The following is a 14,156-nucleotide window of genomic DNA, read 5'->3' on the forward strand; positions in this document are numbered from 1 at the left end:
TATGCTAAAAATACAAAGATTTGCTTGCAATATGCTTAATGAAAATTGCTATGTAGCAAGTGATGAAACTAAGGAATGCATCATCGTTGACTGTGGTGCATATTATCCGGAAGAACGACAGGCTATTGTTGATTATATCAATAATAATCAACTTATACCCAAACATCTCATTTGTACCCATGGACACTTAGACCACAATATGGGGAATGATACCATTTTCGAACAATATGGCCTGAAACCAGAATGTTCTGCAGGCGATGAGGAATACATTGTTGATTTAAAGAAACAAGGTATAGAGATGTTTGGCATAGAGTTGAATAATCAATTTCCACCTGTTGACCATTTTTTTGAAGAAAATGAAACCATCAACTTTGGTACTCATCACCTAAGAATTATTGCAACTCCTGGCCATAGCCGTGGTAGCGTCACTTTTATTGATGACGAAGAACATGTAGCTTTTACTGGCGACACGCTATTTAATCATAGCATTGGTAGAACTGATTTTAAAGGTGGAAGTATGTTTGCTATGATCAACAGTTTGAGACTATTAGCTCAACTGCCAGATAATACTAGAATTCTGCCTGGCCATGGTACAGAGACGACTATCGGTAATGAGGTTGGCGGCAATCCATATATGGACAGATAAACAATATGGTAGTAAATCGAAAAAAAACAAATACAGAAAAAATTATTTTAGGTATCGATCCAGGTACCAACGTAATGGGTTATGGCCTTATCAAAGTAGTTGGCAATCATGCCTCTATGATGGTAATGGGAGTCATTGACATGCGTAGAGAAAGTGACCCGTACTTACGGCTAGGTAAAATTTTTGACCGAGTAACAGGCATTATAGATGAGTATCTCCCTGACGAAATGGCTATTGAAGCTCCCTTCTTTGAGAAAAATATTCAGTCTATGCTGAAATTAGGAAGAGCTCAAGGGGTTGCAATTGCAGCAGCCATACACCATGACGTTCCAATTCACGAATATGCTCCTCTGAAAATTAAGCAAGCTATCACTGGGCAGGGGCAAGCTTCAAAAGAACAAGTAGCTTCCATGCTCCAACGCCTACTCCATATCAGTCAAGATGACATGCCTAAATTTATGGATGCTACAGATGCTTTAGGTGCTGCTTATTGCCACTTTTTACAGTCGAGTACTCCTGAAAGTAATGCAAAACACTATGGAAGTTGGAAAGATTTTGCATTAAAAAACAGTTCACGCATCAAAAAAACGAAAATAAGCGACACACCTAAATCGACTTCACTTAACATACCAAGAAAGTCCACAAATACGAACAATAAGCAGATGACACTTCTAGCACTAAATAGACGTTCCAGCATCAAGTAAAAAGAGTTGTATTATAAGTAATAAGAGAGATATAAGAAAATTAAAAGAGATGCAAAAGATTATTAAGATTGAAAACGGAGTAACCCGAATGCCCGCTTGGCGCCTCGATACCCCTGTAAACATTGAAACACTTGACGGTGAGCAAATAGCCATTGTTGGAAAAAATGGTAGTGGAAAAACGATGCTTGTTAGTATCATTACGGGGGTTCACCCTTTACTGAAACAAGAACCAATATACGATTTCTCACCTAGCAAGAAAAAGCTTATAAGCGAAAACATCAAATATGTGGCTTTTAAAGATAGCTACGGTTGTGACAATGACCGTAGTTACTATCTTCAGCAACGCTGGAATCAGATGGAAATCGATGAAAGTACACCTATAGTAGGAAAGGAACTGGAAAAGGCTTTTCTCCAAGCTGGCGAAGACACACCAGAAAGAAGAAAACTACAGCGGGATATTTACGAACTTTTCCATATGGAGCACTTACTTGATAAATATATTATTTTATTGTCATCTGGAGAATTACGTAAATTCAAACTAGCTACTACTCTTTTTGCAGAACCTCGCGTACTAATTCTTGACAACCCTTTTATTGGCCTTGATTCGGATACTCGTGAACAGTTAAAAGAACTGCTAAAGACAATTACTTCTCATAAAAAAATACAAATTATATTAGTGCTTAGCAAAAGCGATGATATACCAGAATTCATCACCCATATCATAGAAGTAAAAGATAAAATTGTTTTACCCAAGAAGACTCGTGAAGAATACATGGACAGCAGGCCTCCTTTCCCTACACAAGTCTTATCTCAAGAGAAAATCCAAGCAATACTTCAACTACCATATAAGGAAAAAGAATATCATAGTGAAGAAGTGGTTAAAATGAACAAGGTTTGTATTCGCTATGGAAAACGAACCATTTTAAAAGATCTTGATTGGACTGTAAAGAATGGTGAGAACTGGGCACTTAGTGGACAAAACGGTGCTGGAAAATCAACACTACTATCATTAGTATGTGCAGACAATCCACAGAGTTATGCTTGCGACATCGCATTGTTCGGAAACCCAAGAGGAAGTGGTGAAACCATATGGGATATCAAGAAACATATTGGCTATGTGAGTCCAGAGCTTCATCGGGCATATCAACGTGATATGCCCGCCATTAGAATTGTTGCTAGTGGACTTATGGATTCTGTAGGACTATACGTAAAGCCGCGAGAAAATCAGTATGAAATATGTAAATTTTGGCTGAATGTTTTTGGATTGGAAGGACTAGAAGACACATCTTTCTTAAAACTATCAAGTGGAGAACAAAGACTAGTTCTATTAGCTCGTGCATTCGTCAAAGACCCAGAATTATTAATTCTTGATGAACCTCTACATGGACTTGACAATATAAACCGACGTCTGGTAAAGGATGTTATTGAAACATTTTGTAAACGCAAAAATAAAACCATGATTATGGTAACTCACTATAAAGAAGAATTACCTAACTGCATCGATCATAGCATATTCTTGAAAAGACATATTTAATAGACACATCTGCAACAACAGATACTAAAAAGTAAGAGTCTGGAAAATCACTTTCCCAGACTCTCCATTTTTTTTATTCGATAACATTAAGTCGATAAATGCAAAGGCATTATCGCCTTAGAATGAAAGTCTATAAAATCACTTTCACAGAACTTTCCCATAATGAAACATTATAATTTTAAATTTACATGAAGTCTTAATATATATAATTATTTAGCAGAGATTGCTAAATATGCAATTATCTCATTATCAATGCACAAAGATAAAAAATATTTTTATATCTTACAAGAATTTGAAAAGTTTTTTCATACAGATATAACTATTTACTTACAAAAAGTATAAAAGGTAATGAACCCAAATCTACAATAAGCACAAAAAGTACTAACATATTTAATCAATACCACAAGAACGTTCAAAACCGCAAAATCAAAAAAGCGTCTTTTCCATATGGAAAAGACGCATAGTTATATAAATCAACTCTCTAAGTTTAAAGATCAAACTTATAACCCAATGTTACTTGAAACACACTATTTTTTTCATCTGTTCCTTTAAAAACCTTTGTACAGCCAATATTATAACGAGCATCAAGCTGAAAGTTTGCATATTCGTAAGAAATACCTACTGGTACTGAGAAATCAAACGATTCTGCAATCTCTGTATCATCACTAACAACAAAACCAGGTTGAACACCAGCTTTCAAAGCTAAGCCCTCAACTACATAGAAATTCGCCATAATAGGTACATTAATATAATTAATACCAACCTTATCATCTACGAAATCTATCTTATGATCAAATTTGTAACCCTGCTGAGAATAGATAGCAGCAGCTGACAAAGAAAGCAAGTTATTTACTTGATATTCTCCTTCTAAACCTCCTACGAAACCAACTTTATTTTCTGTCAAGCTACCACCATTAGTAATAGTAGAAACATTGATACCGACCTTAGGCTGAAGGTTAAAAGAACCAACAGCATGCTGTGCAAAAGCTACAACAGAAGAGCACATAAGTGCTGCTACCATAAATTTCTTTTTCATAATTGTTTTCTTGTTTATACAGTTAATTTTATTTTACCCATTTAAGGGCCTAGTCTTTTTTTATAACTCTAATGAGTTGCAAAGGTATAGGCTTTTTCAATATCTACAAATATTTTGAGTGTTTTTTATTGTTACATTTTTCTCCATAATTGTTCGGAATTTCGCAGAAAATCTATACAACTGTCAGCAACAATGCAACTTATAGCATCAACGTATAAAGCCTCATAAAACAGTTTTCACTCTTTTATAAGGCTTTACATAACTATGATAAAATAAACTAACTATTTATGATATTGATAATAATACCAATACGTATTGCCATACGTATCTCGAAGCATATTTTGTCTTACGGTCAAATCTTGATATTGATGCTCCATTGTTTGATAATCCTGATAATCAGCATCCATGACACTACTATGATATACAATTTTAGGATTAGCACGGCGATGAGTATAAAGTATTAATGCTTCCTTATAATGCTTAGGAAGGACACTATCCACCCTATAATATTTAAGAAGCGAAGAAACAAATAAATCTAATTTTTTGTCAAGCAAATATCCACATAGCAAGTAATCACGCGCAGGTTCTTTCATTAAATGATGCTTCTCCAAAAATTTCAAATAATGCATAGGAGACATTTTCTGCTTAAATTTTATACCCATGAAATATCTTATGCTATCCTCTGGATATACCATAGCTTTAGTGGTTACACTATCAGGGAAAAGAGCACTACTCCCTCCTACCAATGGGTATTCAAAGAGGCGATTGCCTAATTGCCCCGTACGAGATAAAGATGTAATACGCAGCATCGTAAGACTACTATCAGTTGCTGCGGATTTCCTGCCAACTTGAAGAGCATCACGATATTGACCTTGAATCATATACTGTTCCATATCCATACGATAATGAAACACATCGTTAGTATTGCTAAAAGAACAAACCAAGAAAAACATGACGACAAGTTCCATCAAATTCATCCACATCATCTTACTCCAAAATCCATTATACTGGATTTCAGGTTCCCAAGGCAAAAACTGTCGTGCTACATATACTAAACCTAAAAACAGGAGAAGAAGTAGAGGAATAGCTATCCACCAGCCACCAAACGAAAACCCTTCATCAATATGCGGACTAACATCTGTTAAAACCGTCAATATCAATAAAGAAGGGAAAAAATTAAGAGCAAATGTACGTTTGGCTAAGCCCGTTATAGCATATACTCCTAAATGAAGTAAATAAAGCACAAATGTTATAATGAGTGCACCTATCGTACGATTATAAACTGTCTGCCCATTACTCAAAACATGTTGAGCCATAGCTAATACACTATCTTGATAGAAAAACAGATAGCAAAAAGTAAAAACGATAAAGAACAAAGCACACATCACCCTAACGGTGAGTGTGCTTTTCATATTAGTATTCATATTATTTTATTAATTCTTTTTCAAAACCAATGCTGTACGTGCTGGCAAATAGAGTTTTAACCATTCTTTATGCTGTTCTACATATACACCGTCATATATCGTTTGATGTAACATCGTATCATCATTTAATCCATTACCTCCATATACTTTAGCGTCAGTATCGAGTATAATACTATAAGATCCTTGCGATACAAGTAGACCATAATCAGTAAAGCTCTTTGTTGGTGAAAAATTAAATACAAAAAGTAATTCTCCTCTTGTAAATGCTAACACCTGATCTCCATCATTATGCCAGATTTCTTGTATTTTAGTATCCTTAAACTTTTTCTCAGACTTAATAACTTGTAGCATATCATGATCAAAATCTCCTAAATAATGATAGCACAAGTCATGATTATCAACCAAATTCCATTGGCGGCGAGCATATTTATGACTCCATCCGTTTCCTTCTCTCGGAAAATCTATCCATTCTGGATGTCCAAATTCATTACCCATAAAATTAAGATAGCCTCCATTCAGCTCAGCCAACGTTATCAAACGAATCATCTTATGAAGAGCTATACCACGACTTGAAACAACATTTTCATCTCCTTTCTTAAAATGCCAATACATATCAGCATCAACAAGTCTGAAAATTATCGTTTTATCACCAACCAGGGCTTGATCATGGCTTTCACAATATGATATTGTACGCTCATCAGAACGTCTATTCTTCAATTCATAAAATATCGTACTTGGTTTCCAATTCTCATCTTTCTGTTCTTTGATTGTCTTAATCCAAAAATCAGGAATATTCATTGCCATACGATAATCAAACCCATATCCCCCATCTGAAAATTTCGCAGCCAAACCTGGCATACCACTTACCTCTTCTGCAATGGTGATGGCATAAGGATTTATTTCATGGATTAATACATTAGCTAATGTAAGGTAACAAATAGCATTATCATCCTGATGACCATTAAAATAGTCTCCATAATTATTAAAATCTTCACCTAACCCATGACTATAATATATCATGGAAGTAACACCATCAAAACGGAACCCATCAAAATGAAATTCTTCTAGCCAATATTTGCAATTACTTAACAAGAAATGAATTACATCATCTTTACCATAATCAAAACAAAGACTATCCCATGCCGGGTGTTCATGTCGATCGCCTGGATAGAAATACTGATTAGGATCACCAGCCAGATTTCCAAGACCTTCAACTTCATTTTTTACAGCATGTGAATGAACTATATCCATAATCACAGCAATACCATGCTGATGTGCTGTATCTATTAAATCTTTTAATTCTTCAGGTGTACCAAAACGGCTGGAAGCTGCAAAAAAACTACTAACATGATAACCAAAGCTACCATAATAAGGATGCTCTTGTATAGCCATAATCTGTATACAATTATATCCATCCTTAATGACACGAGGCAATACATTCTCTTTAAATTCAGTATAAGACCCAACTTTTTCTGCATCCTGTGACATGCCGATATGGCATTCATAAATCAACAACGGATCTTTCTTTGGGCGGAACGCTTTCTTTTTCCATTCATAAGGTTTTGCACACCAAACCTGTGCTGAAAATATTTTAGATTGTGCATCCTGAACGACGCGATTTGCCCACGCAGGTATTCGTTCTCCGAACCCACCATCCCAATAGACATGCATCTTATAAAAATCACCATTGTGCATGCTTTCTTCTGGCAGGATTAATTCCCAATTACCTGATTCATCTATGCATTTAGCTTCATATTGATCTGTTTCCTGCCAATTATTAAAATCACCTACTAGATATAATTTGGTAGCATGAGGTGCCCATTCACGAAATACCCAACCATTAGCCGTCTTATGTAAACCATAATAAGTATATCCATTGGCAAAATCGCTCAACTTCATCTTACCATTCTGAGTAAGTTGAGCGATTTTCCATAGCGCATGGTCATGTCGACCACGAATAGCATCCTCATACGGTTCCAAATAAGAATCATTTTTCACAAGTCCTATATGCTGAACCTTTTGAACTTTTTCTTTTGCCCCAGTTGTTTTTTTAGCTACCATGATACGATTATTATTAGAAAAGAGAAGGCACAATTTTCTGTGCCCTCTCTAATATATTAAACTCTTACTTTGAATATAGCCTTATGAATGTCACCAGTACCAATACAAGGTTTATGACCATCCTGAGGCCAAAAAATTGCAAATTCACCTGGTTTACAATTTACTAAAGTTTCACTTTTTACACCAGGATATTTAGTAACATCTTTTTCTGCATTATATTCAGCTTCAGGAAGATCAGCTAATGGTAGATAACCATAGGTTTCATTATTATCAAGAGGAATCTGGATATCCAACATATTCTTATGTGTCTCAAATGTAGCATCTTCCTCTGTTTTACCATGAGCAGTAGTAATATTAACAAAGAGATCTTTGTCCTGAATGTAATGCTTGCCATCTTCAAGCTTGTTCAAGTCATTTTCTTTGATAAACTTTACAACATCCTTGAATAGTGGATTCAAAGATACGTATTTTTCCAAATTGTCTAAAGTATCTACTACCATTTTCTTTAGTTTGTTTTTAAATTGTTATGTAATAAAAATGTTTCAATCATCAATTCGCTTTCCGTCTTCATAAACACCACTTCCCGTAATTTGTCCATTACGATCTTTTTCAACAAATTTACCATCACGAACATCATTTTTATATGATCCTTCCCAACGTAAACCGTTTTTAGTCTCTTCAATAGCTGCACCATGACGTTTACCCTGACGATAAGCTCCCTTAAATTTTGAGCCATCGGAATAATGGATAATAACTTCACCTTCTACATGCCCATTTTTAAAACTTCCTTCGAAAATATCACCACTTTTCTTAGTTAGCTTACCATGACCATTTTGTAAATCATTTTTCCATTCACCGATATAAATATCCCCATTTTCCCAAATAAAAGTACCTTGCCCTTGCTTTTGTCCTTCATGAAAATGGCCGGTGTACTTATCACCATTTGCATAAGTAAATATACCTTCTCCAGTACGCTCGCCTTGACAATAATCTCCTTCATAACGGTCACCATTTTTAAATTTATAAATTCCACGACCATTTTGAATATCATCTAACCATTGTCCTGTATAAACATCACCATCACTATAACGGTTTGTACCTTTGCCAGAGCGCTGATTATTAGACCAATCTCCATTGTATGTCGTACCATCTCCCCAATCAAAGAACCCTTTACCGTTTTTCATATCATTTTTCCAATGTCCCTTATAATATGCACCGGTAGCAAATGTATAAACACCTTCTCCTTGACGCTGATCTTGGTACCACTCTCCATCGTACTTATCACCATTATAATAATACATAACGCCATGCCCTTGCTGATAATCACGGAACCACAACCCTACATATTTATTATTGTTACTAAAATAATAAGTACCTTTGCCATGCTGTTGATCTTGAAACCATTGTCCTTCATATTTTTCTCCATCAGCAAAAGTGTAAACACCATAGCCCTGACGTTTACCCTTAAAATACTCTCCTTCAAAGGTATCACCATTCTTAAATAGAGTATTTCCTTTCCCATTTGGCTTACCGCTTACCATCTCACCTTTATATTGACCACCATCATGTGTGGTGCACGACCCTAACGTAATCTTCTGAGCATGCATAAATGAAGGAAAGCCAAGTGATATTAAAACAGAAAATATTGTATGTCTATATAAATTCATTCAAAAAAAATTAGATTTGACGTTCAAAGGTATATAATTTCCTTGTAAAAACAAAATACATTTAGATATTTTAATTAATACCGAAAATATTTTCTTACTTTTGCAACAGTTATAAAATAAAATAAAAGACTTTATGAAATTTATAGGAATTATTCCAGCACGTTATGCAAGTAGTAGATTTCCTGGCAAACCTCTTGCCATCTTAGGTGGAAAACCTGTAATACAACGCGTTTACGAACAAGTGAACAAGCTATTAGACAATGTTTACGTAGCCACTGATGACCAAAGAATTTACGATTGCGTCAAGAATTTTGGCGGAAAAGTTGTCATGACTAAAAATAATCATAAAAGTGGAACTGATCGCATCGAAGAAGCAATCGAGAAAATCGGCGGAGACTGGGATGTTGTTGTAAATATTCAGGGCGACGAGCCATTCATTCAGAAAGAACAAATTTTATCATTATGTGAATGTTTTAAAGACCCCAACACTCAAATAGCCACACTTGGAAAACCTTTTACCACCATGGATGCGGTAACTAATCCTAACAGCCCAAAAATTGTTTTGGATAACCAAAATTTTGCAATGTATTTCTCTAGAAGTATCATTCCATATATCCGCGGTAAACAAACAAATGAATGGATTAATAGTTACAACTATATCAAGCATTTAGGTATATATGCTTACAGAAAAGATATACTTCAAGAAATCACCAAATTACCTCAAAGCAGTTTAGAGATTGCAGAGAGTTTGGAACAGCTAAGATGGCTACAAAATGGCTATAAAATTAAAGTAGGAATAACAGAAATTGAAACGGTAGGAATCGATACTCCGGACGATTTAGTACGAGCAGAAGAGTTCCTTAAATTACAAAAATGAAAATAGAAGAAAAAGTAAAATATTTTATCAACGAACATCACCTACTCGATAAGGATAAAAAATATATTGTAGCCTTATCGGGAGGTGCTGATTCTGTATGTTTATTACTTCTGTTAAAAAAATTACATTACCAAATAGAAGCAGCTCATTGTAATTTTCGCCTACGAGGAGATGAGAGTTACAGAGATGAAGAATTTTGCGTAAACTTATGTCACGCACTCCAAATTCCACTTCATCGTATTCATTTTGAGACTAAAGAATATGCCCATCTTCATAAAATTAGTATAGAGATGGCTGCTCGAGATTTACGTTATTCATATTTCGAAAATCTTAGAAAAGATATTCAAGCAGAAGGTATATGCATAGCTCATCACCAAGAAGATTGTGTAGAAACCATTTTGATCAACTTGATTCGTGGAACAGGCATCCAAGGTATGCGTGGTATTCTTCCCCAAAATGGACATATTATCAGACCTCTTTTAAGCATTAAAAGAAAGGATATCGAATATTATCTGCAAGAAAATAAACAAAACTACGTAACAGATAGTACAAACCTTATCAATGATGTCCAAAGAAACAAAATACGGCTAGATATCATGCCTATGTTGAAACAACTTAATGCAGGTGTAGTCGATAATATATACTCAACAGCACAACATTTAACAGAAGCAAATTGTATCATAAATGATGCGATAAAAAAATATTTGACCCAACATTCTATTTTTAGTGAAAATGAAGATTTTGAACTTCATTCTGGATACAAAAAAATAAGAACGGAAAGTATAGAAAATTTTAGTAGTCCTGAATATCTTCTTTATTACATACTATCGAACTATGACTTTTCTGGCTCACAAATTGAGCAAATATATAAGAATTTACACGGAAAAAGTGGTAAAGTCTGGAAAAGCAATTCATATGAATTATTAATTGATAGAGAAAACCTTATTATAAAAAGGAGAACCGAAATATTAGATAAAACAATAAAAATACCAGAACCAGGTACATATGTTTTTGATGAAACGTCAAAAGTTATCATTAATAATATACCTATCTATAAAGGATTTCAACCTAGCAAAACCGCTCAGATTGCAACATTAGATGCCGATAAGGTCAAAATGCCTATTACCATACGTCTAGCTAAATTAGGTGACAGATTTCAACCTTTTGGCATGAAAGGAACCAAACTCATTAGTGACCTATTAACAGATCTCAAAAAAAATTTATTTGAAAAACAACAACAATTGGTTATTGAAGACGCAAAAGGTAATATTATCTGGGTAGTAGGAATTAGAACCGACGATAGATTCAAAATAGATAGTAAAACAACGAATATTCTAAAAGTAGAAATAATATAAAAAAACAAGAAGAGCAGTGTAAGCCATCTCTAGCGAGTACTAAAATATAAGCTATCACCCCCCATATTGTCTTCCTGAAATTTTGAAAATGTCTCCAACATTTTAGAAGTATCTTGCAATACGGAGTTTAGTGATAGCTTACACTATAAAATTATCTTAAATAACTTCTACGGTCATACTAATATCCTCTTTAGGACGGTCTCCTCTAAGCGTTTCGCAACTTTGAATTTCTTCCACAATATCAAGACCTTCTTCTACCTCTCCAAATACAGTATATTGATTATCTAAGAAAGGAGTACCACCTAAAGTCGTATAAGCATCTATTTGCTCTTGTGTAAACACAGGTTTACCCTTCTCACGACTTTTCTGTTTTGTTTCATCAATAAGCTGATTCTGAAGATTTTGCAAACCTACACGATCACGATTACGTCTAAATTCCAGAATTTCTTCACGATGTTCTCGAGCTAATTGATCAAAGATATTCTGCTCCTGTTGCATCTCCATCTGTTTTTGAAGCTGCTTAAGTTCTGAAGCCTTGTATACTTTTCCCCAAACTATATAGAATTGACTACCACTACTTGCTTTTTCAGGATTAACCTCATCTCCTAAACGAGCTGCACTAAGGGCACCCCGCTTATGAAAGAATTTCGGATAAACAAATTCAGCAGGAATAGTATAGCCTGGGCCACCCGTTCCAAGCATTTTATTTAATGGTGCATTTTTACTTTCCGGATCACCACCCTGAATCATAAAATCCTTAATTACACGATGAAACAACGTTCCATCGAAGTAGCCCTCATTAACAAGTTTGATAAAATTATCACGATGCTTAGGTGTTTCATCGTATAGGCGAACTATAATTTCACCTTTAGTTGTTTTAATTTTTACTTTGGTTGCCATAAAAACGACATTAGCTTATTCAACATATAAAACAAGTCCCTTCAGATATTCACCTTCCGGATGATAGATATTGATTGGATGATCGGCCGGCTGATGCAACTGATGCAAAATTCGAACACGTCGTTTAGCCTGAGCTGCTGCCGTAAAGACTGCAGCACGGAACTGATCCTTATTTACCGCTTGACTACAACTGAAAGTAAAAAGAATGCCTCCATGCTTAATACGCTGCAAGCCTTTATAATTAAGACGAGTATATCCCTTCAATGCATTTCTAAGCGCACTACGATGCTTAGCAAATGCAGGAGGATCCAATACAATCAAATCATATTTGTCATCATTTTCATCCAAATATTTAAAAGCATCTTCACAAAATGCTGCATGACGACTATCATTTGGAAAATTCAAAGCAATATTGGCATTAGTGAGATCGATTGCTTTGGCACTACTATCCACACTATGAACTAATTTAGCTCCGCCACGCATAGAATATACAGAAAAGCCACCCGTATAACAGAACATATTCAGAACACTTTTACCTTTTGAATACTGCTCAAGTAAAGAACGGTTTTCACGTTGATCCACAAAGAAACCTGTTTTCTGTCCTTTCAGCCAATCTATATGAAATTTCAAGCCATTTTCTACCGCAACATTTGACGCATCACCTCCATAAATAAAATCGTTTTCTTGACCAAGGTCCGCTTTAAAAGGCAAAGTTGTTTCACTTTTATAGTAAACATTCTGAATACGATTTCCCATTGCAGCAACTAAAGCATTGCAAATATCCAATCTATTAACATGCATACCTACGCTATGAGCCTGCATAACTGCTGTTTTGCCATAACAGTCAATAACCAATCCTGGCAAATTATCACCTTCACCATGAACTAAGCGATATGTATTGTTATCCGGATTATCTGCAATACCAAGAGATATACGCATTTTTAATGCAATCTCAAGACGTTCTTTCCAGAAAGCTTCATTAATTATAATATCCTCAAAACTTAAAACTCGCACAGAGATACTTCCTATCTGATAATGGCCAACAGCTATAAAATCTCCTTGCGCAGTAATAACCTTTACGATATCACCTTCTTCAATACCATCATCCATATGATGAATCGCACCACTAAAAATCCAAGGGTGAAAACGTTTTAAAGAATCCTCCTTGCCTTTTTTCAAATAAACTTTTTTATAATTTGCCATTCTGTATATATTCTTCTGTATGAGTTTCTGTTACTATCGTTTTTTCCTCTGGAACCAATTCTGTAACTTTTTCTAATTCATATTCTCTAGTAGAGATGAGACGTTGCAATTCATCATAAATTTGAATACACGTCCAAGCATCTGTCGCTGCGTATAATTTTTGACTATCCTTCAAAACGTCAGCTTCCCAATTAGTTAACCGTTGACTCTTACTAATTTTTTGATGAAATAAGTTTGCATATATTTTTTGAAGGCTTTTGTCCTCTATACCAATTTTAGGGGCTAAATTTTGCAATTCAACAAAACTACCGGCTTCAAAATCTCCAAGTTTATGTAATCCCAACAAATCATCATGCCAAGACAGACCTATTTTAGTAACACGAGTATCTTCCAACAACCTAATGATTGCAGGAGTCAGCCCCGTTCGATTCAAACGAAACAGAAAACAGATTTCACGATTACAAACTTGTAATAGTGAAACCTTATTTTGCTTTCCCCTACGAAAAACAGGACGAGTTTCGGTATCAAATCCCAAAATATCACTATCAAGCAGATAATTAACCGCTTTTTCTGTCTCACCTGGAGTCAGAATCGTGACGATACGGCCAGGGAAAAGTACCCTTGGCAGTTCATTTATGGCATGCTTATCAAACTTGTTAAATATCTTTTTCTTCATTACAATTTGCAAATTTAGCAAAAAATAAGGAATTCTTGCGCCATTTTCCCATATTTTCTCTAATTTTGCAAAA

The 14,156-nt window shown here is 34.9% G+C and carries 12 protein-coding genes and 1 pseudogene; 5 read left to right on the forward strand and 8 right to left on the reverse strand.

Annotated features, from left to right (window positions below; genetic code table 11):
* Position 1 precedes the first annotated feature (1 nt).
* The 3 genes and pseudogenes from L6471_RS09690 (at position 2) to L6471_RS09700 (ending at position 2,884) form a co-directional block, all read left to right on the forward strand.
* Positions 2–646 (forward strand): MBL fold metallo-hydrolase, encoded by a 645-nt coding sequence (locus L6471_RS09690; RefSeq protein WP_094448741.1) that lies wholly within the window; start codon positions 2–4, stop codon positions 644–646.
* 5 nt (positions 647–651) lie between these two features.
* Positions 652–1,230, forward strand: a pseudogene (gene ruvC / locus L6471_RS09695) (crossover junction endodeoxyribonuclease RuvC); the annotation flags it as partial.
* Positions 1,231–1,399: 169 nt separating this feature from the next.
* Complete coding sequence (locus L6471_RS09700) at positions 1,400–2,884, forward strand: ATP-binding cassette domain-containing protein (protein WP_006283228.1); 1,485 nt, start codon at positions 1,400–1,402, stop codon at positions 2,882–2,884.
* A 487-nt stretch (positions 2,885–3,371) separates the two neighbouring features.
* Here L6471_RS09700 and L6471_RS09705 read toward each other — a convergent pair whose 3' ends face one another.
* The 5 genes from L6471_RS09705 to L6471_RS09725 form a co-directional block, all read right to left on the reverse strand.
* Positions 3,372–3,920 (reverse strand): porin family protein, encoded by a 549-nt coding sequence (locus L6471_RS09705; RefSeq protein WP_006283227.1) that lies wholly within the window; start codon positions 3,918–3,920, stop codon positions 3,372–3,374.
* A 281-nt stretch (positions 3,921–4,201) separates the two neighbouring features.
* The gene (locus L6471_RS09710; RefSeq protein ID WP_006283226.1) at positions 4,202–5,344 is read right to left on the reverse strand and encodes a DUF6057 family protein; all 1,143 of its coding nucleotides are present in this window, start codon (positions 5,342–5,344) and stop codon (positions 4,202–4,204) included.
* Between the two features lie 9 nt (positions 5,345–5,353).
* Positions 5,354–7,405 carry an alpha amylase C-terminal domain-containing protein gene (locus tag L6471_RS09715; protein ID WP_237797273.1) on the reverse strand — a complete coding sequence of 684 codons (2,052 nt, stop codon included), beginning with the start codon at positions 7,403–7,405 and terminating at the stop codon, positions 5,354–5,356.
* A gap of 56 nt (positions 7,406–7,461) precedes the next feature.
* Positions 7,462–7,905 (reverse strand): YhcH/YjgK/YiaL family protein, encoded by a 444-nt coding sequence (locus L6471_RS09720; RefSeq protein ID WP_006283224.1) that lies wholly within the window; start codon positions 7,903–7,905, stop codon positions 7,462–7,464.
* Positions 7,906–7,947: 42 nt separating this feature from the next.
* Complete coding sequence (locus L6471_RS09725; RefSeq protein ID WP_027452836.1) at positions 7,948–9,072, reverse strand: MORN repeat-containing protein; 1,125 nt, start codon at positions 9,070–9,072, stop codon at positions 7,948–7,950.
* Positions 9,073–9,205: 133 nt separating this feature from the next.
* On the opposite strand from L6471_RS09725, the gene kdsB reads away from it, so the two are divergent.
* Both kdsB and tilS read left to right on the forward strand, forming a co-directional pair.
* Positions 9,206–9,949 (forward strand): 3-deoxy-manno-octulosonate cytidylyltransferase, encoded by a 744-nt coding sequence (kdsB, locus tag L6471_RS09730; protein ID WP_006283222.1) that lies wholly within the window; start codon positions 9,206–9,208, stop codon positions 9,947–9,949.
* Positions 9,946–11,304 (forward strand): tRNA lysidine(34) synthetase TilS, encoded by a 1,359-nt coding sequence (tilS, locus tag L6471_RS09735; RefSeq protein ID WP_237797274.1) that lies wholly within the window; start codon positions 9,946–9,948, stop codon positions 11,302–11,304. Before kdsB ends, tilS begins: the two co-directional genes overlap by 4 nt.
* Positions 11,305–11,460: 156 nt before the next feature.
* Here the strand turns inward: tilS and L6471_RS09740 are convergent, their stop codons facing one another.
* From L6471_RS09740 to L6471_RS09750, 3 genes are read right to left on the reverse strand one after another with little or no spacing between them, the layout of a single operon-like run.
* Positions 11,461–12,204, reverse strand: a complete 744-nt coding sequence (locus tag L6471_RS09740; protein ID WP_027452838.1) for a peptidylprolyl isomerase — start codon at positions 12,202–12,204, stop codon at positions 11,461–11,463.
* Between the two features lie 15 nt (positions 12,205–12,219).
* Positions 12,220–13,407, reverse strand: coding sequence for a class I SAM-dependent rRNA methyltransferase (locus L6471_RS09745; protein WP_006283219.1), 1,188 nt, complete (start codon positions 13,405–13,407; stop codon positions 12,220–12,222).
* On the reverse strand, positions 13,394–14,083 hold the full coding sequence (locus tag L6471_RS09750) for a 3'-5' exonuclease (RefSeq protein WP_006283218.1): 690 nt from the start codon (positions 14,081–14,083) through the stop codon (positions 13,394–13,396). The genes L6471_RS09745 and L6471_RS09750 overlap by 14 nt, the downstream gene beginning before the upstream one ends.
* Positions 14,084–14,156 lie beyond the last annotated feature (73 nt).

Source organism: Segatella bryantii, assembly GCF_022024215.1.
GTDB classification, from domain to species: Bacteria; Bacteroidota; Bacteroidia; order Bacteroidales; family Bacteroidaceae; genus Prevotella; species Prevotella bryantii.

Excerpts from the sequence above, each read along its gene's own strand:
- L6471_RS09715 (WP_237797273.1), bottom strand. The coding sequence starts at position 7,405 with ATGGTAGCTAAAAAAACAACTGGGGCAAAAGAAAAAGTTCAAAAGGTT.
- tilS (WP_237797274.1), top strand. The coding sequence starts at position 9,946 with ATGAAAATAGAAGAAAAAGTAAAATATTTTATCAACGAACATCACCTA.
- L6471_RS09705 (WP_006283227.1), bottom strand. The coding sequence starts at position 3,920 with ATGAAAAAGAAATTTATGGTAGCAGCACTTATGTGCTCTTCTGTTGTA.
- L6471_RS09710 (WP_006283226.1), bottom strand. The coding sequence starts at position 5,344 with ATGAATACTAATATGAAAAGCACACTCACCGTTAGGGTGATGTGTGCT.
- L6471_RS09725 (WP_027452836.1), bottom strand. The coding sequence starts at position 9,072 with ATGAATTTATATAGACATACAATATTTTCTGTTTTAATATCACTTGGC.
- L6471_RS09745 (WP_006283219.1), bottom strand. The coding sequence starts at position 13,407 with ATGGCAAATTATAAAAAAGTTTATTTGAAAAAAGGCAAGGAGGATTCT.
- kdsB (WP_006283222.1), top strand. The coding sequence starts at position 9,206 with ATGAAATTTATAGGAATTATTCCAGCACGTTATGCAAGTAGTAGATTT.
- L6471_RS09740 (WP_027452838.1), bottom strand. The coding sequence starts at position 12,204 with ATGGCAACCAAAGTAAAAATTAAAACAACTAAAGGTGAAATTATAGTT.
- L6471_RS09750 (WP_006283218.1), bottom strand. The coding sequence starts at position 14,083 with ATGAAGAAAAAGATATTTAACAAGTTTGATAAGCATGCCATAAATGAA.
- L6471_RS09690 (WP_094448741.1), top strand. The coding sequence starts at position 2 with ATGCTAAAAATACAAAGATTTGCTTGCAATATGCTTAATGAAAATTGC.
- L6471_RS09700 (WP_006283228.1), top strand. The coding sequence starts at position 1,400 with ATGCAAAAGATTATTAAGATTGAAAACGGAGTAACCCGAATGCCCGCT.
- L6471_RS09720 (WP_006283224.1), bottom strand. The coding sequence starts at position 7,905 with ATGGTAGTAGATACTTTAGACAATTTGGAAAAATACGTATCTTTGAAT.